The organism is Paraburkholderia pallida (assembly GCF_004524855.1).
GTDB lineage: Bacteria > Pseudomonadota > Gammaproteobacteria > Burkholderiales > Burkholderiaceae > Paraburkholderia > Paraburkholderia oxyphila.
On record NZ_CP038149.1, the window covers coordinates 1255229 to 1276236 of the forward strand.

A 21008-nucleotide genomic window follows, 5' to 3' on the forward strand; every position below is an offset into this window, starting at 1 on the left:
GGCACCGCTCAACGAACCATTTTGGAAGGCCTACACCATGACGCTCACGCAGGCTCAAACGAGCCGTACCATCAAGACCCGCGACTGGCAGCTCCACTATGAGGAAGCCGGCCAGGGCCACCCCGTGATCCTGCTCCACGGCAGCGGACCCGGCGCGACCGGCTGGAGCAATTTCCGCGGCAACATCGAAGCCCTCGCGAGGCATTTTCACGTCTATGCCGTCGATATGCCGGGTTGGGGGCAATCGGATGCCGCCACCGTCGAGCAGCTCGATCATGTCGATGCGGCCATCCAGTTCATGGACGCGCTCGGCATCGAGAAGGCCGCCTTCGTCGGCAACTCGATGGGCGGGCAGACCTCGCTGCGGCTCGCCACCGAGCATCCCGAACGCATCACGCATCTCGTCACCATGGGGCCGCCGGTCGGCCGCATGCCGACGCTTTTCGGCGCCGGCGACGGTCCGTCCGAAGGGCTCAAGGTGCTGATTCAGGCCTATCAGGACGCGTCGCCGCAGAACATGCGCCGCCTGGTGGAGATCATGGTGTACGACAAGGCGCGCTTCGCCACGCCCGACTTGTGCCAGGCCCGCTCCGACGCGGCGCTCGCGCGCCCCGAGCACCTGCGCAACTATGTGGCGGGCCTGCCGAAAGGCGCTCCGCTGCCGAAGTGGGTGAAGCCGGAACTGCTTGCGTCCATCAAGGTGCCGACGTTGCTGATACACGGACGGGACGACCGCGTGGTCTCGTTCGAGACTTCGCTGTTCCTGCTCGCGAACATTCCGGATTCGCGTCTGCTGCTGCTCAATCGCTGTGGGCACTGGGCGATGATCGAGCATCCGGACGAGTTCAATCGGGCGGTGATCGACTTCATCGCGAACAACTGATGATGCGCGGGCCTGCACTGGCGGCAGGCCGCCCTGCTCCGAAGAAGGAATATTCGATGTCCGATTCCAAACTCATTCAGGCCCTCGCCACGCGGTTGCGCGAAGCCGAAGTATCGCGTCTAGCGATCGAGCCCGTGCGTGGCGAGATCGTTACTGGCGTCGACCCGCTTGACGACATGGCAACCGCTTATGCCGTGCAGCAAGCCAACGTCGATCTGCGCGTGGCGAACGGCGAGCGCATCGTGGGCCGCAAGATCGGCCTCACGTCGCTCGCGGTGCAGAAGCAACTGGGCGTTGATCAGCCCGACTTCGGCGCCCTGTTCGCTTCGATGGCGTATGGCGACGGCGAACCCATTCCACTTTCGCAGCTGATTCAGCCGAAGGTCGAGGCGGAAATCGCACTCGTGCTCGAACGCGATCTCACGCAGGAGAAGCACACGTTCGTCGACATCCTGAACGCCACTGCATATGCACTCGCGGCGATCGAGGTGGTGGATAGCCGTATCCAGAACTGGGACATCCGCTTCGTCGATACGGTGGCCGACAACGCATCGAGCGCCCGTTTCGTGGTGGGCAGCCGTCCCGTGCCGCTTTCGCAGATCGATCTGAGCGCCTGCGCGATGGAACTTTCGCGCGCCGGCGAAGTGCTTTCGCGCGGCAATGGTGCCGCGTGCCTCGGCAACCCGCTGAACGCGGCAGTCTGGCTCGCCGACCGCATGGCGCAGCTCGGCACGCCGCTGCGCGCGGGCGACGTGGTCTTGACCGGCGCGCTCGGGCCCATGGTGGCCGTGAAGGACGCCGGCACCTACACCGCGCAGATCGATGGCCTCGGCAGCGTTCGCGCGACCTTTACCGCCTGATTGAGGAACTCAAATGGCTTCGGAAAAACTCAAGGCCGCGATCATCGGCTCGGGAAACATCGGCACGGATCTGATGATCAAGATCTTGCGCAACAGCCAGCATCTGGAAATGGCGGCGATGGTCGGCATCGACCCTGAATCGGACGGTCTTGCACGCGCCGCGCGATTGGGCGTGGCCACCACGCATGAAGGCGCGGAAGGCCTCACGCGCCTGCCCGTGTTCGACGACATCGACTTTGTGTTCGACGCGACCTCGGCCGGCGCGCATGTGAAGAACGATGCGCTGCTGCGCAAGCTGAAACCCTCGATCCGCATGATCGACCTCACGCCCGCCGCGATCGGCCCGTATTGCGTGCCAGTGGTGAACCTCGACGCGCATATCGATGCGCCCAACGTGAACATGGTCACGTGCGGCGGCCAGGCGACCATCCCCATTGTGGCCGCGGTGTCGCGCGTGGCGAAGGTGCATTACGCGGAGATCGTCGCGTCGATCAGCAGCAAGTCGGCGGGACCGGGCACGCGCGCGAACATCGACGAGTTCACCGAGACCACCTCGAAGGCGATTGAAGTGGTGGGCGGTGCGGCGAAAGGCAAGGCCATCATCGTGCTGAACCCGGCCGAGCCGCCGGTGATGATGCGCGACACCGTCTACACGCTTTCCGATCTCGAGGACCGCGCAAAGATCGAGCAGTCGATCGAGGAGACCGTCGCAAAAGTGCATGCGTACGTGCCGGGCTATCGCCTCAAGCAGAAGGTGCAATTCGACGAAATTCCCGCCAGCGCGCCGCTCAATATTCCGGGCCTCGGCAAGTTCAGCGGCCTGAAGACCTCGGTGTTCCTCGAAGTCGAAGGCGCTGCGCACTACCTGCCTGCGTACGCAGGCAACCTCGACATCATGACTTCCGCTGCGCTCGCCACCGCCGAGCGCATGGCGCAAACGCTGCTTAGCGTGCAAGGAGCCTAACGCCATGAGCAAGAAACTCTATATCTCCGATGTAACGCTGCGCGACGGCAGCCATGCAATCCGTCACCAGTACTCGATCCAGAACGTTCAGGACATTGCACGCGCTCTGGACAAGGCTCAGGTCGACTCGATCGAAGTCGCACATGGCGACGGCCTGCAAGGCTCGAGCTTCAACTACGGTTTCGGCGCGCACAGCGATCTCGAATGGATCGAGGCTGTCGCCGACGTGGTGAAGCACGCGAAGATCGCCACGCTGCTGCTGCCCGGCATCGGCACGATTCACGACCTGAAGGCGGCGTACAACGCCGGCGCGCGCGTCGTGCGCGTGGCCACGCATTGCACCGAGGCCGATATCTCGAAGCAGCACATCGAATACGCGCGCGAACTCGGCATGGACACGGTCGGCTTCCTGATGATGAGCCACATGACCACGCCGGAGAATCTCGCCGTCGAGGCGAAGAAGATGGAGAACTACGGCGCGACCTGCATCTACGTGGTGGACTCGGGCGGCGCGCTCACCATGAACGACGTACGTGACCGTTTTCGCGCCGTAAAACAGGTGCTGAAACCCGAAACGCAAACGGGCATGCACGCGCACCACAACCTCTCGCTCGGCGTGGCGAATTCGATCGTCGCGGTGGAAGAAGGTTGCGACCGCATCGACGCGTCGCTCGCGGGCATGGGCGCCGGTGCAGGGAATGCGCCGCTCGAAGTGTTTATCGCGGCAGCGGAGCGCATGGGCTGGAACCACGGAACCGATCTCTACACGCTCATGGACGCCGCCGACGACATCGTGCGCCCGCTGCAGGACCGCCCGGTGCGAGTGGACCGCGAAACGCTCGCACTCGGCTATGCGGGCGTGTATTCGAGCTTCCTGCGCCACTCGGAAGTGGCCGCGAAGAAGTACGGCCTGAAAACCGTCGACATCCTCGTCGAACTGGGCAAGCGCCGCATGGTGGGCGGACAGGAAGACATGATCGTGGACGTGGCGCTTGATTTGAAGAAGCGCGCGCAAGCGCTCCAGCAGTAAATGCGCGCCGAGTGCCACCGCCAAGTGGCCCAGTGCGGTGTGATAGCGGCGCCGAGTCCAGGGGCGGCGTCCGCCGCTGGACTCGGCAGCCCCTTATGCCCTGGCAGATGTCCGGCATGAGGAACCTCGCTTGAAACACCTGTAGCAAAGCATTCCAAACATGAGCCCGGGACTCATCGACTGCAACATTATTCGCATTACGAAATAACTATATAACCAACAAGGTTTACGGAGACAGCAAATGAGGAACTTGGCACGGTGGAGCACGGCCTTGACGATATTCGCCATGGCAGCGCAAGCGTACGCGGACACTAGCGGCAGCGTCACGCTGTATGGCGTGATGGATGCCGGCGTCACCTACATCAGCAATTCCGGCGGACACGGCAACCTGAAGTTCGATGACGGCATCATGTCGCCGAACATGCTGGGCATCAAGGGTGACGAGGACCTCGGAGGCGGCACGCACGCGGTGTTCGACCTCGTCAACCAGTTCGCGGTGGGGACCGGTGCGATCCAGCCGCCCGGCAAGGGGATATTTGGCCGCAACGCGTGGGTCGGCCTCGCCGACGATCGCTATGGATCGATCAAGCTCGGCAATCAGTACGACTTCATGGTCGACTCGCTCTTCTTCAGCCGTACCGATGCGGCCATGACGGTGGGCGGCCTGTACAACTTCCGCGCCGGCCCTTTCCAGAAGATTGCGCTGCCGTATAACCCGCCGTATGCCGGCCAGTTCGACTGGGACCGGATGTCCGGCGAAACGGTGACGAATTCGGTCAAGTACCAGTCGCCGTCGCTTAATGGCTTTCGCGTGGGCGTGCTCTATGGCTTCGGCGGCGTGCCGGGCGCGTTCGGCAGTGGCGATACGATCAGTGCGGGGCTGAACTTCGATCGTGGGCCGTTCGGCGTGGCGGCGGCGTACACCGAGGTCAAGTATCTACAGGCAGGCGGGCCGCAGGTCGGCGTTCGCAACTGGGGTGTCGGCGCGCACTACGACTTCGGCCAGTTCTCCACGAGCGCGCTCATTACGACGGTACGCAACACGGCGAATGGAGGCGCCATTGCGCAAGGCGAGATCGGGGCGACCTATCTCTTCAACCCCGCTGTGCAACTGGGGATCGATTATATGTATATGAAGGGCAACGGCTACCTCGACAACAACCACGCGCACCAGGTGAGCGCCGCGCTGGACTATTTCCTGTCCAAGCGCACCTTCGTGTATGCCGCGGCCGTGTACCAGCGCACCAATTCCGGCGCTCAAGCGCTGATCAGCGGCGTGCTCGATGTCAACGGCACTTCAAGTAGTCCGAACCAGTTTCTTGGCCGCGTGGGCATCGAAACACGGTTCTAGGTGCCGGTATGCGCCCGTGATCGACGCCTCACGACGAGGCGAACGCAGGATTCAATTCGAGGGCGCGAGAAAGGATTCTCTGCAAGTCATCGTGGCTGATTGCACACGCACTTCCCGCCTGCGCAGGCGGGAAGTGCGCGCTGCAAATAGTGGCCACATCAGTCATGAGTTAGACAGTTACGGGGGCTTTGTCGGCGGGTGTCCAGTGCTCGGCGACTGCCTTGTCCGGTATGCGCACCGTCGCAAGCAGCGGCACGTAGCCGTGCAGCTTGGCCTGACTCACCGCCAGTCTCTCGGAGCGAAGCAGTTCGCCAGAAAGCCTGGTCCCATCCTGAGTTTCAATGCGGTATCCGTCGATTGGCCCCCACTGGCCCTTCGGCACCGGTTCGATATAAACGTGCAGCATCTCGTCTCTCCACAGGTTTAAAAAAATTATCGGAACGCGTACACCTTGCAAGCCGGAGTGTTGCGAATCTCCGTCTGTGTTCTCCATGGAAAGAGAGTATCGAGATACGTGACGGCCGTGGCCCCAGATTCGTCGCCGAACTGACAAGAAAAAATACCGTAAATTCAATTACATAGAATCTTGATATCGCAATGTGCAATGGCACTCAACGATACGCAACGTCCGTATGTTGCGTCGCGGGAGATTTTTCTGGCATACGCGACATCGTTTCGCATCGTGGGATTTAGACGCGGACGCCAGCCGAATAACCGCGTGCTAGCGCGCGTCGACCGCGGTGAGCCTCAGCGTGTGAACGGCCGTGCCCGGCAGGAACGGTGCCGCTTCGCCATGCACCCAGGATTCATGCCCCGCAATGAAGTATGGCGACAGAGGATTGCCCGACTGCCCGCCCGGCATCTCGAAGATGCCGTCCTGCTCGCGCCCCGGCGACACCGCAAAACGCTCGGACGCGCCAAATACCGGCGACTGCACGCGCGGCATGTTGATGTCGCCCGGCAGCGGATCGCGCGGGGCGCTGAGCCAAGCGCGTACCCATGGCAGCCACGGCGGCAGGAGCCGCGCGAACGGATGCGCGATTGCCGAGCGATTGCGCTCGCCCCAGCGCGCATCGGCGAGCTTCACGCCCTTCGGCAACTGGGCGATCGAGTCGTCGATCCGTTCCAGCATGAACGCGCGCCAGTCCGCGAAGCCGTCGGGAATCCAGGCGTGATGGTCAGCGAGCGTCTCCATCGTCGCTTCATAACGCGTGTTGGCCGCGCGATAGGCGAGCCCCGGCGCAACATCGGCCATCTGCTTGTCGAGCGCGCCGAACCATGCGTCGTACAGCGAGAAGTAGAACGCGCGCACCAGCCGGTAGCCGACCGCATCCGTATCCGCGCGGCTGTCCCAGCTTTCGACGAGCCGGCGGAATTCCGCGCGCTGGGGATGGCCGCCGAGCGCTTGCGCATCGAGTGCGTCGAGCGCGACGCGTCGCCAGGTTTCGATCCAGAAGGCACGGTCGTCGGTCTGCACCGCCAGCAGATCACGCTCGGTCGCATGCGGCAGCGCCAGAAGATCGTTGCGAATCTGCGTCGCGCGTGCGCCGAGATCGGTGCCGGCATCGCCGATGCGCGCCGCCTCGGCCAGCGGCAAGGTCCGGTTGTTCGCGCTCCAGATGCGGCCGGCCGGCGGATCGACGCGCACCGGATACGCATCGGGTGACAGGTATCCCTGCCAACCGGGATACGTGTCAGAGCTGAACGGCAAGCTGGCGAGTGACGCCGTGCTCGCATCTGCATCGGCAAAGCGCGGCAGCGGCCCGGCAAGGGTCCAGCCGATATGGCCTTGTGCATCGGCCACCGTGAAGTTCTGCGTCGGCAAACCGAAGGTCTGCGCGGCATGCAAGGCGTCGGCGACATTCGTCGCGCCTTCGAGCCGCACGAAGTTCATGTTGACCGCCTCCGGGTCCTGCGCGACCCAATGCACGGCATACGCATGCGCGCCGACCACGAGCTGCGGTCCCCAGCGGGTTTGCACGACCGGCAGATCGACGCTCGCGCCGCCGTTCACGTCGAGACGCTCATGGATCACCTGCGCCCTCTCCCATCCGCCGCCTTGGACTCGATAGCGCAACGGGTCGGCCGGGTCACGCTGCAGTTCGATCAGATCGACGAAGCGGCCGTAGCTGTTGGTGAACGCCCACGCGATATGACCGTTGCTGCCGGCCACCACGAGCGGCTCCCCCGGCAAGCTGACGCCGGTGATCAGCCGCGTGCTGCCATCGGGCGCGGGATAGACCAGCGATACCCGATACCAGATGTTCGGCAGCGACAGGCCGAGGTGCATGTCGTTCGCAACCAGCGCGCCGCCATGCGCACTATGCGCGCCGTCGACCGCGAAGCCGTTGCTGCCGACCATCGCGTTGAGCGCGCCCCCTGCGTCGACGAAACCGGGCACGGCGCCAGTCAGCCCCGCGGCCACCGCTTCGTCGCGCGTGGCGGACGGCGTCGAGCTTATCCAAGGCGGCGGCGTCGCGGGCAGCGGCGCGGGCAACGCGGCGGGCAGCGCTGCCGATGCGCCCGGCCCATCGAGCGGGGCATCCCAATGGCTCGTCGCCGGCAGCAGAAACGCGAGCAAATCGGTCGGCACGCGCTCGCGCAGCGCCGCGCGCGACAGCGCACGCGTCACCTGGTCGTATTGAAGATCGAAGTACATCGCGTAGACGACAAGCAGCGTGTCTTCCGCGCGCCACGGCGCCGGCCGCGTGCGCAGCAGCCAGTATTCGAACGGCCGCGCGCGCAGCGAGCGCAGGCCGTCATTGACGCCCGCCGCATAGCGCTCGATCAGTAGCCGCTGGTCCGCCGGCAACGCGGCGAGCGCCGCTTGCGCGTGCTCGCGAAAACGCCACGGCCGGTCGCGCCGGTCCAGAGCAAGCGCCGCCGGGCCGATGAGCGCGCTCATCTCGCCGGCAGCAACCCGGCGCAGCAGATCCATCTGAAAGAAGCGGTCCTGCGCGTGAACGAAACCGATCGCATAGGCGACGTCGTCACGCGTGCGCCCTTGCACCGTCGGCGCGCCGAGCGCGTCGCGCCCGATCGTCACCGTGGCGGACAACGGCGCGGCATGCGTGCCGTCGAGTTGCGGCAGGCTGGCGCGCAAGGTCAGCCAGCCCGCCAGCACCACGGCGGCCAGGGCGATGACGACGATACTCGGCAGTATCAGCAGCCACCTGCGGTGCCGCTGTGGCGGAAATTGGCTCGAAGGCGTCATTGCGGGTCATGGTTCAAAGCTTCCTCGAGCGGCGAGCGCATCGCCTGGACAGCTTAGGACCCTAGTATGACGGTGTGGAGACGCGCTGTCGCCGGGCGTACCGTCCGGCGACGTTCTCGCCTTCTGCCTTACTCGACGGCAGTCACGTCCGCGCGCAGCGCCGGCCGCCGATACCACACGGCATACGCCACGCTCAGCGCGATCAGGAACGGCACGCCGAAGATCAGCGTCATGTGGAACTCGGGCGTAAAGAACGTCGTCACCGTGACTGCGAGCATTAGCGCCGCGCCAAGCAGCGTCAGCACCGGGAAGCCGCGCATCCGGAACGCGGGCGCGGGCTGCCCGCTCGCGTCCCAGCGGCGCCGGAAGAAGTAATGCGTCACGAAGATCATCATCCACGTGAACAGCGCGCCGAACATCGACACCGCCATCATGATCGTGAACGACGCATCGGGATAGAGCACGCTCAGCACGGTCGCCAGTGCGATGCCGAGCGTCGAGAGCATCAACGCGCCGAGCGGAATGCCGCGCGCGTTCACCTCGCCGAGCACGCGCGGCGCATGGCCGGCGCGCGACAGGCTGAACATCATCCGCGTCGTGATATAGAGCTGGCTGTTCATCGCCGACAACGCAGCGATCAGCACAACGAAGTTGATCACGCCGGCCGCGGCCGGCAGGTGAATCGCCTCCATCACTTTCACGAACGGGCTTTCGTCGCGGCCCGCGACGGTCCACGGCACGATCGCGAGCATTAGCGCGAGCGTGACCAGATAGAACAGCACGAGCCGCACGATCGTCGAGCGGAATGCGCGCGTGACGGCGCGCTGCGGGTCCTCGGCTTCGCCGGCCGCGACCGCGATCATCTCGATGCTCAAGTAACTGAAGATCGACACGATCACCGCGACCCACATCCCCCACATACCCTTCGGAAAGAAGCCGCCGTGCGAGACGTAGTGATGGAATCCCGCCGCGCCGCCGTTCGCTTCGCTGCCGACGAGTTCCGGATTCACGAACACGACATACGCGCCGAGCGCGATGAAGCCGATGATCGCGGCGATCTTCACGACCGAGAAGCCGTACTCGACCGAGCCGAACACGTCGACGCTGCGCGCGTTGACGAACACGAGCAGCGACGAGAAGCCGAGGATCCAGATCCAGCCCGGCACCGCCGGAAACCAGTACTTCATATACAGCGCGATCGCGGTGACCTCGGTGCCGACCGCGAGCACGATGCACGCCCAGTACGCGTAGCGCACGAGAAAGCCCGCCCACGGGCTCACATAGTATTCGGCATAGGCGCCGAACGAGCCGGAGGTCGGATGCGCGACCGTCATCTCGGCGAGGCAGCCCATCAGCAGCAGCGAGATGAGCGCGCCGATCGCGTAGCTCACGAGCACGCTCGGCCCCGCAAAGCCGATCGCGAATCCGGAGCCGAGAAATAGCCCGGTGCCGATCGCCCCGCCGATCGCGATCATCGCCATCTGCCGCGCGGAAAGCGTGCGGCGCAGCCCCTGCTCGCGCGCGGCGATCTGCTGGAATTGTCCTTCTGAATGCATAAGTATCAGACCTTGTTCGAATTCGGTAGTCGTGGCGAATCAGGCTGAGCGCGCGTGCGTTGTGCGCGCCCAGCATCGGACACTCAGAAAATGGGGTCTCAGTCTCAAGTGCGCCTCCAGATCGTTATTGTCGATGCGATCATCGTTGGACCGCATGTTATCGAGGACGAAATAGAATGAGCTTCATATTTCGAAGACAAATCATCTCATTTGCAGTAGAGTCTGCGGCGTTTCCGACAAAAATAGAGGGGATCTTCAACATGAATCTCGACCGGACCGACATGCGGATCCTGCGGCAACTCGAGCAGGACGGCCGCATCAGCAACCAGGATCTCGCGAACGCGGTGGCGCTGTCGCCGTCTGCCTGTCTGCGGCGCGTGAAGCTACTGGAGGAGCGCGGCGTGATCGAGGGCTACCGATGCACGCTTTCGCCGAAGAATCTCGGCGTTGCGTTCGAGGCGCTCGTGCATGTGTCGATGCGGCCCGACGCGCCCGAGTGGCACGACAAGTTTGTCGAGGCCATTCGGGAGTGGCCGGAAGTGGTGTCGGCGCAGGTCATTACTGGGGCTTCCAATTACGTGCTTGTCGTGCGCACGCGTGATCTGGAGCATTATTCCGATTTTGTGATCCACAAGTTGCACCGCACGAGCGGTGTCATGTCGATTAATTCGAGCATCGTGCTGTCGACTATTAAGCGCGATGGATCGATGCTCGATCTGGTTGCGACGTCGGCCGGCGGCGGGCATGGGGGGTGAAGGGCCGATCGATTCAATCGATCTCTATTAGAGTTATTGTTTATTGAATTTGGATTCCTTAGTTTATTCGTGGACCTGTTCTGTGTTGGCCTTAACCTGTTTTCGCGGCGGGCCGCAGGCGTTGCCCCTGTGCGGGGCGGCACCTACTTTTCTTTGCAGCCGCAAAGAAAAGTAGGCAAAAGAAAGCGGCTCACACCGCTAGTGTGACGCCGTCCACCACTGCCCTTACTATCGGAGCGGCTCCGGGGCATCCGTCTTCTCGCACACTCCGCCTCAGTGACAAAGGGCTCATTCTTCCCGCCACGCGCTACGCGCGGGTGGAAGGGTATGCACGGAAAACCAAGTGGGCGGGCCGGCGAATGCGCTGAGGGTGCCGCCCGAAGTGCTCGAAGGTACTGGCAGGTAAATGCGAAGGAATGCTTATCGATAAATGCGCTGGGGTGCTGACCAGTAAATGCGCTGGGGTGCTGACCAGTAAATGCGCTGGGGTGCTGACCAGTAAATGCGCTGGGGTGCTGACCAGTAAATGCGCTGGGGTGCTGACCGGCAAATGCGTTGGGGTGCTGATTGGTAAATGCGCGGGAGTACCGATCGGCAAATTCAGGGGAGTGCTGATTGGTGAATGCACGGTCGTGCTGACTGGCGAATGCGTGGGCGAGTGCTGATCGAATGGACTGGAGTCCTACGCAAACGCGTGCGTCCCACTGGTTTTTGTTATACCCCACGGCGCGCGCAGCGCCGCCGGATGGAAGAGCCCTTAGTCACTCCGGGTGACGTCGCGAGGTGGCAGACGCTCCGGAGCCGCTCCGAAATACAGGGCAGTGGTGAACGGCGTCACACTGGCGGTTTGAGCGGCTTTCTTTTGCCTACTTTTCTTTGCCGCGGCAAAGAAAAGTAGGTGCCGCCCCGCACAGGGGCAACGCCTGCGGCGCGCCGCGAATACAAGTTAAGGCCACCGGCAAAAAGCAGAACGGGCATCACCGTTTATCACCAAACACCCCGACGGGACACTCCGTCCATGCACGCAGCATCCCGAGCTGCCGCCCCACCTTCTGTAGGAAAACACTGACACCCCTACTATTGCGACTACATCAACTTCGCTGCCCGCTGATTTTTCTTACCTCCCACAAAAGCAATACTTCAGTCACCAGAGCGGCACACGAGTCGTTGGGCGCCCCAGCCCCGACGCCGCCTGTTGGAGACGTCCATGAGCCTCACCGCACAAGACCTGATCGAACTACTCCGCCTGGCCCGCGGCGGCGCCGGCGCGCTGACACAACATCTGCTCCGCGAGCTGGCCACCAACCTGATCGCTCAGGGCGTCGCCGATATGCGCGGCGGATGCTGACAAAACGACTCCAGCAAAGCAAACGTTTGACAACCATCGGGCACGCCTCGGCTGCGAAAGCCAGTTGTCAGGAAATAGTGACGCGGCCCTTGAACGGGGAACATCATGCATAGCACTGAAACGCTGCAATCGATTCAGGAACTCAACCTGTCCTACCTCGCGCTCGCGCAACGCCTCCTGCGCGAGGACCGCCCGGCAGGCATGTTCCGGCTGGGCCTGTCCGAGCAAGTGGCCGATCTGCTGTCCGGGCTGACCCTGGCCCAGGTCGTCAAGCTCGCCGCGTGCAATCAGTTGCTGTGCTTCTTCCGGATCAACGACCACCAGATGCTGTCCGTGCTGGCCACGCCCGCGAAGCACGCGAACGTCGCGCACACGCATGCGGCCCTGCTGCTCGCGGGTCAGCCCGCCGAACAGTTCGCCTGAACGGCCCGGGGCGAGCCATGACCAGGACCAGTATCATCGACGACGCGCGCGAAGTCGTGCGCGCGAGCGCGCTGATCGAGCTCGGCGCACGCATGCAGGTGCTCGAAAGCGAGCTCGCGCTGCCGCGCGACCGGCTGATCCGGCTCTATCACGAGATCAAGGGGGAATCGCCGCCGAAGGGCATGCTGCCGTCGTCCGCCGACTGGTACATGACCTGGCAGGCCAATATCCACGCGTCGCTGTTCTACAACACCTATGTGTTTCTCAAGGACCAGGCGGGCTGCTCGCATCTCGACGCGCTCACCAAGGGATTCCGCCTGTACCGCGAGCACTGCGCGCACAACCGTCTCGAGATGCAGCTCGACTTGACGCGCGCCTGGACGCTCGTGCGCTTCTTCAAGGGCGGACTGCTGCAGTTGACGGCCTGCCGCCGCTGCGCCGGCAAATTCGTCATCCACAAATACGATGCGCCGGATGGCAAAGTCTGCGCGATCTGCCAGCCCCCTTCACGCGCCGGCAAGCGCGCAAAAGGCAAAGAGGCGCCCGCCGCGTCTTGCGGCGCGGATGGAGCAAGTGAGGAGGCTGAAAAGCAAACTGAAACTGAAACCGAAACGGAAGCTGAAGCGCGGGGCGTAGCCCGCTCCGAAAAGCCGCCCCGCCCTATGCCGATTCCTCGCGATTGAGCGCACTCACCGGCAAGCTGACCGACAAACGAAAGCCTTCGCCCGGCGCGGTGTCCACCGACACGGCGCCGTTCAATTGCCGCACGCGCTCGCGAATGCCGAGCAAGCCGAACGACTGCTCCTTGCGCATCGCGCTCGCCGCCGTGCCGCGCCCGTTGTCCGCCACCCTCACGTGGCAGGCCTCGCCGTCGAGCACGACCTCGACCTCCACTTCGGTGGCCTCCGCGTGCCTCGCGATGTTGGTCAGCGCCTCCTGGACGATCCGGTAGACGGCGGTGGCGGCCGCCGAATCGAAGTACAGCTCGCCGATATCGATGTGCAGCTCCACCACGATGCCATTGCGGCTTTCGAAATCGCCGGCGAGCCACTCGAGCGCCGGCACGAGCCCGAGGTCGTCGAGCACGGTCGGGCGAAGCCCCGCCGCGATGTGGCGCACTGACCTCACGGTCTCGTCGATCAGCGTCATCATCGAGCGCGCCCGCCCGCGCAATGCCGGCGCCATCGTGCGGTCGTCGAGATCGCCTTCGAGCATCGTCAGATCGATCTTGAGGGCGGTCAGCCGCTGCCCGAGATCGTCGTGCAGCTCGCGAGCGATGCGCTTTTGCTCCTCCTCGCGCGCGGCCTGGATGCCGGCCGAGAGATGCCCCAGATGCTCGAGCTCCCTCACGCGCATGCGCTCGCGCATATCCCTGCGCGTGAGCGCGACGAGCCGCGCATAGAGCGTGCCGCTCTCGACCAGCAGCACAATCAGCACGAAGCTCGCCGCCAGCAGGCCATATATGCGTCCTGCATAGAAGCCGAGATCGAAGCGGCCATGATTGAGCATCGCCGCGAGTGCGATGTCGATCATCCATGCCGCCATCACGACCATCAGCCACATATCGAGCGCCGTGCGCTTGCCGTAGCGCCACAGCATGGCGAACGCAACCGGGCTCGCCAGCCACACGGCGCCGATCACGTAACGGTAGCCCGAGGAGAAGCGGCCGTTTTCGAGGAGGTCGGGAAGCAGCGCCTTGCCCGCTGTGGCCAAAGCGGTCAGGCCGCCGACGAGCGCCGCCGTGGCCACCACGCAGAATGCGATCGATGCGAGTGTGGAGCGCCTGGGGATATCGCCGCGCAGACCGCCTGAAGCGCTCCCGAGCAGCGCATAGGCCATGACAAAGCAGGGAAACCCGGCGTGCCAGAACATGTAGAGCCACGCGGTGCTTTGCGGGCCCGCGCCTAGCAGGCCCGTAGGCGCGAACAGGCCCGGAAACGTGAGGCCATGCGCGATCGTCATGCCGGCCGTGAACAAATAGCCGCTGCCGAGCGCAAGCAGCGCACGCGAGCGCAACGAATTGAACTGGCCGAACAGCAGCATGGCCGTGATCAGGTCGTTCATCACCAGCGCCGCTTCGTAGCTCGGGATGAACGCCCCCACCACCGGCAGCGGGCGCTGCGCGAACGGCGCGCACACGGCGAACAGCACGAAGCTCACGACGATCACCGTGAGCGCGAGCCGCCGCTCGCTGCGCCCCGCGGGCAAGGTCGACAGAAACATCTGGTTGGCGTCGTCTCGATCGCGACCCATGCGCGTGCCTGGAAGAGAATCCCGAGTAAGGCATTTGAGCAGATGATGCACACCGAAGGCAACTATTGCATACTGCCTGTTGCAAACGGTAGCCAACCGCCATGCACAGCGACTCACGCTGGCCCGGACCGGCCAGCCCCATGACTCTCGTGACAGCCGGCCTATGCCTCGCGAATCGGTTGCACTCGCCACGGCCGGCGTCAGGCGCGACACCGACGCAATGACTGACTCACAACCAGCGGTACAGCTGGAGGACGCACACTGATGACCCGAGTTTTGATCGCCGATGACCACGCGCTCGTGCGCGACGGCCTGCGCCATATCTTGCAGAACGCCAGCGGATTCGACGTGGCGGGCGAGGCACGCGACGGCGTGAGCACGATCGCGCTGATCCGCTCGACGCCGGCGCAAGTGCTGCTGCTCGACCTGTCGATGCCGGGACGCAACGGCGTCGAGCTGATCAAGCAAATCAAGGAAGAAAAGCCCGAGCTGCGCATTCTCGTGCTGACCATGCACGCCGAGCAGCAATACGCCGTGCGAGCCTTCAAGGCCGGCGCGTCCGGCTATCTGACGAAGGAAAGCGCCGGCGCGGAGCTGGTGTCGGCCGTGACCAAAGTCGCGGCGGGCGGCGTGTACGTGAGCCTCGCGATGGCCGAGCAGTTCGCACAGAGCCTGAACGAGCCCGTCGACGCGCTGCCGCACCAGCGCCTCTCCGACCGCGAATTCGACGTGTTCCGCCGCATCGCCGCGGGCGAAACCATCACGGAAATCGCCCAGGAACTCTGCGTGAGCGCGAAGACCATCAGCACCTACAAGACCCGCATCCTCGAAAAGATGCGCCTGCCGCACGAGGCCGCGCTCGTGCGCTACGCCATGCGCCACAAGCTCTTCGACGATCACGACGAAGTTTGAGTGCGTAGGAATTCACCTACACAACTTCCGTTTCCCCTACCCGAAGTTCAACGCCGACCGATTCCGCCGGGGCATGGCGGCAACGATACTTCGGTACATGGACGCGAACCTCCCATCGGCAGAATTGAAGGTCTTCCTCGTCGAAGATTCGGCATCGCTGCGACGCCGGATCGCGGCGCTGCTGCACACGATACCCGGGGTCCGTGTGGTCGGCGAAGCCGAGGAGATCGCGGCCGCGCTCAGAGACATCGCGGCGAGCCGCCCCGATGTCGTGATCACGGATTTGCGCCTGGCCGAAGGCAGCGGGCTCGATCTGGTGCACGCGCTCGCGCGGCGCGGCCCGCCGGTCGTCATGGTCGTGCTGACCAATCAATCGAGCCAGCCGTTTCGCGAAGCCTGCCTTGCAGCAGGCGCGCATTACTTCTTCGACAAGACCAGCGAGATCGACAAGGCGCGCAAGACCATCGAACGCCTTGCCGAGGCGCACAGCCAGCGTGTGGAGCCCTAGTCGTGGGCCATGTGCGTCATTGGGCGTTCACACCCAGCGCCACACGCGCCTAGGGCGCGACCCAGCCACCATGCCATGCGCCATCCTGGCGGGACAACTTCGCACGCGCGTGACCGTTGGGAGACAAGTCGAGATAGTCGATTGTTTGCACGTCCACCGTGACGAGGCAAAAGTTCTCGAAGCCGGCCATTGAATCGGACATGCCGCCCGGCGCCCTGTGCGCCTCCTCCGGCGAGGCAATGGGCGTGCCGGGCACAAGTTGCGCACGGTAGACAATCAAGCTGTGCGGTCTGCTTGTCTTCCAGAGCGCCATTCTCTCGTCGAGGCTATCCACCATCCGCGCGATGCCTTCCAGCCGGATCTGTATGCCCGCGTCCAGGTCGCAGCCGAGTAGCGAGATTCGCGGGTCTTTTCTCAGCTCCATGACCTTTTCCGAGCGCACGTCGGTATGAAAGGTCAGCGCGCCCGCCTCCGGGCTGACGCCGCGCAGAACGATGGTGCGCACCTTGGGCCCGCCATCGAGGCCCACGGTTGCGGCCTGAAGCATGGTGAACGGCGAACGCGTTGCCCCCGCGTTCGCGCCCGCACTCAGCATGGCCCAGACACGGTCGACGACTTCGCGCATCACGGACTCAAACCGATTTGGTGACGCCACCGTCGACGCGGATGTTCTGGCCGGTAATGTAGGCCGCGCCATCGGACGCCAGGAAGGCGATGGTCGCCGCGATTTCCTCGCTGGTTCCATAGCGTTGCAGCGGAACGCTCTCGCGGCGCTCTTCCAGGGCAGGGAGACTGTCGATCCAGCCAGGCAACACGTTGTTCATGCGAATGTTGTATTTGGCCTGGCTATCCGCAAAGAGCTTGGTGTACGAGGCCAGGCCGGCGCGGAACACGGTTGAGGTGGGGAACATCTCGCTCGGCTCGAAAACCCACGCCGTGGAGATGTTGATCACGACACCGCCTTGCTGCTTCTGCATGATGGGCGCGACGAGCCGGGTCGGGCGAATCACGTTCATCAGGTAGGTGTCCATGCCGCGATGCCAGTCTTCGTCGGAGATCTCGAGGAGCGGGCCGCGCGGACCGTGGCCGGCGCTGTTCACCAGCACGTCGATGCGGCCCCAGCGCGACACGGTCAGGTCGACGAGCTTGCGCAGGTCGTCGTTCGACTGGTTCGAGCCCGTCACCCCCACGCCGCCGAGTTCCGCGGCAAGCGCTTCGCCTTTGCCCGAGGACGAAAGAATCGCAATCTTGAAGCCATCGGCGGCCAGGCGGCGCGCGGCTGCAGCGCCCATGCCACTCCCGCCTGCGGTAACGACGGCCACTTTTTCTACTGTCATGGTGTTAATCTCCGGATGTTGGGCGACGCTTTGAACATGCCGCAAAATGCGCGATGTACCGCAAGAAGCATAGCACCGGCGCCCCCTCCCGATGCCGCAGTTTCCATCCCGGTTTGCAGTAGAAAAACTATCGCATGAAAAATCCGAACGAGCCGCTTCCATCGCTCAATGCGCTACGCGCCTTCGAAGCGGCCAGCCGTCACCTGAGCTTTCGCCGGGCCGCCGAGGAACTGGGCGTCACGGAGGGGGCCGTCGGCCAGCATATACGCGGGCTCGAAACGGCGCTCGGACTCAAGCTCTTCGAGCGCCAGCCGCGCAGGCTCGCGCTCACCGAAAACGGGCAGAGCTATTCGGCCAGCGTGCGCCGCGCATTCGACCTGCTGGTCGAGGCCACGCAGGCGCTGCGGCCCCAGGCGCTGAAACTCGCGGTTAGCGTTACGCCGACGTTTGCCGCCAAATGGCTCATCCCACGGCTGCCCGACTTCACGGCGGCGCACCCGGAAATCGATTTGCGCATCGTGGCGACGGAGCGGATCTCGCATTTCCAGACCGATGGCGTCGATCTCGCGGTGCGCTATGGCAGTCCGCCATTCGGGGCGGGACTCAATGCCGAGCTACTGTTCGACGACATTCTGATTGCCGTGGCCGCTCCGCGCGCCATGGCCGGCGCCCGAAAGAGCAACGGCATCGTTGCGCGGCACGCGTTACTGCACGACGCGCACAATCTCTGGCCGCAGTTTCTGGCGCAGCTCCATCAGCCGTTGCCGTCGGCCGCGGAAAAGAACATCCGCTTCAATCAGACTTCCCTGGCGATCGACGCGGCGCTGGAAGGACAAGGCATTGCGCTGGCGCATTGGGCGTTTGTCGCGCGCGACGTCGCGGCCGGACGCCTCGTGCGCGTCTTCGACGACGAATTGCACACGGGCGCCGGCTTCTATCTCGTGTTTCCACGCAAGCTTCAACATCCCGGGCCGGTCTCGCAACTACGCGACTGGCTGCACCATCAAGCGTCGCTATCGACACAGATCGCAGCGGCTTGATGCCTCTGGCCCCGCCGCCCGCGACAAGCGAGGCAGCCTTCACGACGCGCGTTCGATCTCCGCGATCAAGGCCTTCAACACCCGCTCGATCGGACGCGAAAGCCGTCGTTCGCGCATCGTCATCACGCACACGTTGCGCTGGTTGAGCAGCGGTTCGTCGAAGCGCTTCGCGACCAGCGAAAGATCGTTCGCGAGGCCCGAAAGCGAAAGCTTGCTGCCGAGCGTGATCGCACCGGCCAGCGACGCGAACGCGTGCAACGCGCTCGAATTGTTGCTGGTGAGGATCGGCTCGAGCGTGATGCCGTGCCGCGCGCAGCATTCGTCGAACAACTGGCGGGCGGTATTGCCGCGCGCGAGCAGCGCGACGGGATAGTCGCGCAGATCCGCGAGCGTGAGCGACGCGCGCCGCGCCAGCGGATGCCCGGGTTCGAGCAGCGCGCAGACCGGCGCCTCGGCGCTGTATTCCACCTGGACCTTTGCGGGGTCTCCGCTCGAAAACGTCAGCCCCAGATCCACCTCGCCCGTGGCCACCCACTGCTCGACCTGCGAAGGCGTGCCCGAGCGCAGATTGAAATGCACCTGCGGCGCGGCGGAGTGATGCTCCGCAAGCACATGCGGCAGGAACGAGCGTGTGAAGCCCTCCGTGCAGCCGATGCGCACGATGCCGCGCCCGAGCGCCTTGGCTGTGGCGATTTCGGCGAGCACGGCGTCGCCCTCGAGCAGCGCGCGCCGCGCGTGCTCGGCGAGCCGCTCGCCCGATTCGGTCAGCACCATGCCGCGCGGCATGCGCTCGAAGAGCGCCGTGCCGACGTCCTCCTCCAGCTTGCTGATCTGCCGGCTGATCGCCGAGACGGCGACGTGCAGGTTCTCCGAAGCCGCGGCCAGCGACCCCGTGCGCGCGACTTCGACGAAGTAGCGCAAGGCGATTCCATGAAGCATCGGCTTATCCGTTCAGTGCCTGCTCAGTGCTTGTGCAGTGCGTTGCCATTTTGGCAATGCTATCCGCAAATATTGAAATTGTTGCGAATTTTTGGCGTTTCTAGACTGGGCTCATTTCCTGCAATGTCCCGCCCGAACGCCAGAGAGGAGCCACTTTGAACGAATCCCGACAAAACGGGTCGCGCCAGACCGCCATCGACCGCGCGCTGCGCGTCTACGACTCCGGCCAGTTTCTGGGCGATCTCCAGCGCCGCGTGGGCTTTCGAACCGAAAGCCAGAATCCCGCCCAGGCCGACGCCGTGCGCGCCTATCTGACCGACGAGGTGGCGCCGTCGCTCTCGCCGCTCGGCTTCACGAGCCGCATCGTCGAGAATCCGGCGGCCGAGCGCGCGCCGTTCCTGATCGCCGAGCGTATCGAGGACCCGGCGCTGCCGACCGTGCTGACCTACGGTCACGGCGACGTCGTGCGCGGCTACGACGAACAGTGGCGCGAAGGCCTCGCGCCCTGGACGATCACCGTGGAAGGCGACCGCTGGTACGGCCGCGGCACCGCCGACAACAAGGGCCAGCACTCCGTGAACTTCGCGGCGCTCGCCGCGGTGCTCGACGCGCGCGGCGGCAAGCTCGGCTACAACGTGAAGCTGATCTTCGAAACCGGCGAGGAAATCGGCTCGCCGGGCCTCGACGCGGTCTGCGCGGCGCATCGCGAGACGCTCGAGGCGGACGTCTTCATCGCCTCGGACGGCCCGCGCGTGCTGGCCGAGCGGCCCACCCTCTTTCTCGGCTCGCGCGGCGGTGTGGCGTTCGAGCTGCTCGTCGATCTGCGCAAGGGGGCCCATCACTCGGGCAACTGGGGCGGCGCGCTGCGCAACCCGGCCATCGTGCTCTCGCACGCGATCGCCAGCCTTGTCGACCGGCGCGGCGCCATTGCCGTGGACGGCCTGCGTCCGCCGCCCATTTCGGCGAGCGTGCGCGAAGCGCTTGCCGACATCGTGCTCGGCGGCGACGAGGACGCGCCCGCGATCGACCCGGACTGGGGCGAGCCCGGCCTCACGCCCACCGAGCGCGTGATTGCCTGGAACACGCTCGAAGTGCTCGCGTTCAAGGCCGGCAATCCCGACGCGCCCGTCAACGCGATTCCGCCGATGGCCAAGGCGACCTGCCAGTTGCGCTTCGTGGTGGGCACGGACGCCGAGCGCGCCGGCGAGCACCTGGAAGCGCATTTCGCGCGGCTCGGCTTCGACGACGTGAAAGTGCGTGTCACGCAGATTTCCGCGGCCACGCGCCTCGACCCCAACGACGTCTGGGTGCACTGGGCGCTCGAATCGCTGCGCGCGTCCACGGACAAGAAGCCGGCGCTGCTGCCGAACCTGGGCGGCACGGTGCCTAACGACGTGTTCGCGTACACGCTCGACCTGCCGACGCTCTGGGTGCCGCACTCGTATCCGGCCTGCGCGCAGCATGCGCCGAACGAACACCTGCTCGGCTCCGTTGCGCGCGAGGCGCTGGCCGTGATGGCCGGACTCTGGTGGGACCTGGGCGACGACGCCGCGCGCCTCGCCTCGACGCACGCGCAGGCACCGAGCCAGGCGCAAGCCCCGCAGTCCTCCGACGCCGTTCACCAATAAGGCACGC

Annotated in this window: 21 protein-coding genes; 14 read left to right on the forward strand and 7 right to left on the reverse strand. The window is 64.6% G+C overall.

The window, feature by feature from the left end; translation table 11 throughout:
- Window positions 1–37 precede the first annotated feature (37 nt).
- The 5 genes from E1956_RS20820 to E1956_RS20840 all read left to right on the forward strand — a co-directional run bounded on the left by E1956_RS20820 (window position 38) and on the right by E1956_RS20840 (window position 5088).
- Window positions 38–883 (forward strand): alpha/beta fold hydrolase, encoded by an 846-nt coding sequence (locus E1956_RS20820; RefSeq protein WP_134752492.1) that lies wholly within the window; start codon window positions 38–40, stop codon window positions 881–883.
- 56 nt (window positions 884–939) lie between these two features.
- A complete protein-coding gene (mhpD, locus tag E1956_RS20825; protein ID WP_134752494.1) occupies window positions 940–1743 on the forward strand; it encodes a 2-keto-4-pentenoate hydratase in 804 nt (267 codons plus the stop codon).
- A 13-nt stretch (window positions 1744–1756) separates the two neighbouring features.
- Entirely contained in the window at window positions 1757–2707 is a 951-nt protein-coding gene (locus E1956_RS20830) for an acetaldehyde dehydrogenase (acetylating) (RefSeq protein WP_134752496.1), read from the forward strand.
- Window positions 2708–2711: 4 nt separating this feature from the next.
- The gene (dmpG, locus tag E1956_RS20835; RefSeq protein ID WP_134752498.1) at window positions 2712–3737 is read left to right on the forward strand and encodes a 4-hydroxy-2-oxovalerate aldolase; all 1026 of its coding nucleotides are present in this window, start codon (window positions 2712–2714) and stop codon (window positions 3735–3737) included.
- A gap of 241 nt (window positions 3738–3978) precedes the next feature.
- The gene (locus tag E1956_RS20840; RefSeq protein ID WP_134752500.1) at window positions 3979–5088 is read left to right on the forward strand and encodes a porin; all 1110 of its coding nucleotides are present in this window, start codon (window positions 3979–3981) and stop codon (window positions 5086–5088) included.
- 169 nt (window positions 5089–5257) lie between these two features.
- Here E1956_RS20840 and E1956_RS20845 read toward each other — a convergent pair whose 3' ends face one another.
- From E1956_RS20845 to E1956_RS20855, 3 genes are all read right to left on the reverse strand, one after another.
- Window positions 5258–5494: a hypothetical protein gene (locus E1956_RS20845; protein WP_134752502.1), complete on the reverse strand. Its 237-nt coding sequence runs from the start codon at window positions 5492–5494 to the stop codon at window positions 5258–5260.
- A gap of 315 nt (window positions 5495–5809) precedes the next feature.
- Window positions 5810–8302: a penicillin acylase family protein gene (locus E1956_RS20850; RefSeq protein ID WP_134752504.1), complete on the reverse strand. Its 2493-nt coding sequence runs from the start codon at window positions 8300–8302 to the stop codon at window positions 5810–5812.
- 128 nt (window positions 8303–8430) lie between these two features.
- Window positions 8431–9858: an amino acid permease gene (locus E1956_RS20855; protein ID WP_134752506.1), complete on the reverse strand. Its 1428-nt coding sequence runs from the start codon at window positions 9856–9858 to the stop codon at window positions 8431–8433.
- Between the two features lie 260 nt (window positions 9859–10118).
- Between E1956_RS20855 and E1956_RS20860 the strand changes: the two genes are divergently transcribed.
- The 5 genes from E1956_RS20860 to flhC all read left to right on the forward strand — a co-directional run bounded on the left by E1956_RS20860 (window position 10119) and on the right by flhC (window position 13067).
- Complete coding sequence (locus E1956_RS20860) at window positions 10119–10613, forward strand: Lrp/AsnC family transcriptional regulator (RefSeq protein WP_134754688.1); 495 nt, start codon at window positions 10119–10121, stop codon at window positions 10611–10613.
- A gap of 416 nt (window positions 10614–11029) precedes the next feature.
- Entirely contained in the window at window positions 11030–11278 is a 249-nt protein-coding gene (locus E1956_RS20865) for a hypothetical protein (RefSeq protein WP_134752508.1), read from the forward strand.
- Window positions 11279–11820: 542 nt separating this feature from the next.
- Window positions 11821–11961 (forward strand): hypothetical protein, encoded by a 141-nt coding sequence (locus E1956_RS20870; protein WP_134752510.1) that lies wholly within the window; start codon window positions 11821–11823, stop codon window positions 11959–11961.
- Between the two features lie 102 nt (window positions 11962–12063).
- Window positions 12064–12384: a flagellar transcriptional regulator FlhD gene (flhD, locus tag E1956_RS20875; RefSeq protein ID WP_197732911.1), complete on the forward strand. Its 321-nt coding sequence runs from the start codon at window positions 12064–12066 to the stop codon at window positions 12382–12384.
- 17 nt (window positions 12385–12401) lie between these two features.
- Window positions 12402–13067, forward strand: a complete 666-nt coding sequence (gene flhC, locus E1956_RS20880) for a flagellar transcriptional regulator FlhC (protein ID WP_134752514.1) — start codon at window positions 12402–12404, stop codon at window positions 13065–13067.
- Here flhC and E1956_RS20885 read toward each other — a convergent pair.
- Window positions 13045–14637, reverse strand: a complete 1593-nt coding sequence (locus tag E1956_RS20885; protein WP_167760084.1) for a sensor histidine kinase — start codon at window positions 14635–14637, stop codon at window positions 13045–13047. The genes flhC and E1956_RS20885 overlap by 23 nt on opposite strands.
- Before the next feature lie 264 nt (window positions 14638–14901).
- Between E1956_RS20885 and E1956_RS20890 the strand changes: the two genes are divergently transcribed.
- Together E1956_RS20890 and E1956_RS20895 are read left to right on the forward strand one after the other, a co-directional pair.
- Window positions 14902–15549: a response regulator gene (locus tag E1956_RS20890; RefSeq protein ID WP_028223526.1), complete on the forward strand. Its 648-nt coding sequence runs from the start codon at window positions 14902–14904 to the stop codon at window positions 15547–15549.
- A 97-nt stretch (window positions 15550–15646) separates the two neighbouring features.
- Window positions 15647–16057, forward strand: a complete 411-nt coding sequence (locus E1956_RS20895; protein ID WP_134752518.1) for a response regulator — start codon at window positions 15647–15649, stop codon at window positions 16055–16057.
- A 49-nt stretch (window positions 16058–16106) separates the two neighbouring features.
- Here the strand turns inward: E1956_RS20895 and E1956_RS20900 are convergent, their stop codons facing one another.
- Both E1956_RS20900 and E1956_RS20905 read right to left on the reverse strand, forming a co-directional pair.
- Window positions 16107–16682 (reverse strand): pyridoxamine 5'-phosphate oxidase family protein, encoded by a 576-nt coding sequence (locus E1956_RS20900; protein ID WP_134752520.1) that lies wholly within the window; start codon window positions 16680–16682, stop codon window positions 16107–16109.
- A 7-nt stretch (window positions 16683–16689) separates the two neighbouring features.
- Window positions 16690–17394 carry an SDR family oxidoreductase gene (locus E1956_RS20905; RefSeq protein WP_134752522.1) on the reverse strand — a complete coding sequence of 235 codons (705 nt, stop codon included), beginning with the start codon at window positions 17392–17394 and terminating at the stop codon, window positions 16690–16692.
- A 134-nt stretch (window positions 17395–17528) separates the two neighbouring features.
- Here E1956_RS20905 and gcvA point away from each other — a divergent pair, with 134 nt between their 5' ends.
- Complete coding sequence (gene gcvA, locus E1956_RS20910) at window positions 17529–18434, forward strand: transcriptional regulator GcvA (protein ID WP_134752524.1); 906 nt, start codon at window positions 17529–17531, stop codon at window positions 18432–18434.
- 39 nt (window positions 18435–18473) lie between these two features.
- Here the strand turns inward: gcvA and E1956_RS20915 are convergent, their stop codons facing one another.
- Window positions 18474–19373, reverse strand: coding sequence for a LysR family transcriptional regulator (locus E1956_RS20915; RefSeq protein WP_134752526.1), 900 nt, complete (start codon window positions 19371–19373; stop codon window positions 18474–18476).
- Between the two features lie 155 nt (window positions 19374–19528).
- Between E1956_RS20915 and E1956_RS20920 the strand changes: the two genes are divergently transcribed.
- Window positions 19529–21001: a M20 family metallopeptidase gene (locus E1956_RS20920; RefSeq protein ID WP_134752528.1), complete on the forward strand. Its 1473-nt coding sequence runs from the start codon at window positions 19529–19531 to the stop codon at window positions 20999–21001.
- Window positions 21002–21008: the final 7 nt, after the last annotated feature.

What these genes read in the sequence shown, in the direction of transcription:
- E1956_RS20820 (WP_134752492.1), top strand. Translation starts at nt 38, where the DNA reads ATGACGCTCACGCAGGCTCAAACGAGCCGTACCATCAAGACCCGCGAC.
- E1956_RS20850 (WP_134752504.1), bottom strand. Translation starts at nt 8,302, where the DNA reads ATGACGCCTTCGAGCCAATTTCCGCCACAGCGGCACCGCAGGTGGCTG.
- E1956_RS20855 (WP_134752506.1), bottom strand. Translation starts at nt 9,858, where the DNA reads ATGCATTCAGAAGGACAATTCCAGCAGATCGCCGCGCGCGAGCAGGGG.
- E1956_RS20890 (WP_028223526.1), top strand. Translation starts at nt 14,902, where the DNA reads ATGACCCGAGTTTTGATCGCCGATGACCACGCGCTCGTGCGCGACGGC.
- E1956_RS20905 (WP_134752522.1), bottom strand. Translation starts at nt 17,394, where the DNA reads ATGACAGTAGAAAAAGTGGCCGTCGTTACCGCAGGCGGGAGTGGCATG.
- flhC (WP_134752514.1), top strand. Translation starts at nt 12,402, where the DNA reads ATGACCAGGACCAGTATCATCGACGACGCGCGCGAAGTCGTGCGCGCG.
- E1956_RS20885 (WP_167760084.1), bottom strand. Translation starts at nt 14,637, where the DNA reads ATGGGTCGCGATCGAGACGACGCCAACCAGATGTTTCTGTCGACCTTG.
- E1956_RS20860 (WP_134754688.1), top strand. Translation starts at nt 10,119, where the DNA reads ATGAATCTCGACCGGACCGACATGCGGATCCTGCGGCAACTCGAGCAG.
- mhpD (WP_134752494.1), top strand. Translation starts at nt 940, where the DNA reads ATGTCCGATTCCAAACTCATTCAGGCCCTCGCCACGCGGTTGCGCGAA.
- E1956_RS20830 (WP_134752496.1), top strand. Translation starts at nt 1,757, where the DNA reads ATGGCTTCGGAAAAACTCAAGGCCGCGATCATCGGCTCGGGAAACATC.
- dmpG (WP_134752498.1), top strand. Translation starts at nt 2,712, where the DNA reads ATGAGCAAGAAACTCTATATCTCCGATGTAACGCTGCGCGACGGCAGC.
- E1956_RS20870 (WP_134752510.1), top strand. Translation starts at nt 11,821, where the DNA reads ATGAGCCTCACCGCACAAGACCTGATCGAACTACTCCGCCTGGCCCGC.
- E1956_RS20900 (WP_134752520.1), bottom strand. Translation starts at nt 16,682, where the DNA reads ATGCGCGAAGTCGTCGACCGTGTCTGGGCCATGCTGAGTGCGGGCGCG.
- E1956_RS20865 (WP_134752508.1), top strand. Translation starts at nt 11,030, where the DNA reads ATGCTTATCGATAAATGCGCTGGGGTGCTGACCAGTAAATGCGCTGGG.
- gcvA (WP_134752524.1), top strand. Translation starts at nt 17,529, where the DNA reads ATGAAAAATCCGAACGAGCCGCTTCCATCGCTCAATGCGCTACGCGCC.
- E1956_RS20915 (WP_134752526.1), bottom strand. Translation starts at nt 19,373, where the DNA reads ATGCTTCATGGAATCGCCTTGCGCTACTTCGTCGAAGTCGCGCGCACG.
- E1956_RS20845 (WP_134752502.1), bottom strand. Translation starts at nt 5,494, where the DNA reads ATGCTGCACGTTTATATCGAACCGGTGCCGAAGGGCCAGTGGGGGCCA.
- E1956_RS20895 (WP_134752518.1), top strand. Translation starts at nt 15,647, where the DNA reads ATGGACGCGAACCTCCCATCGGCAGAATTGAAGGTCTTCCTCGTCGAA.
- E1956_RS20840 (WP_134752500.1), top strand. Translation starts at nt 3,979, where the DNA reads ATGAGGAACTTGGCACGGTGGAGCACGGCCTTGACGATATTCGCCATG.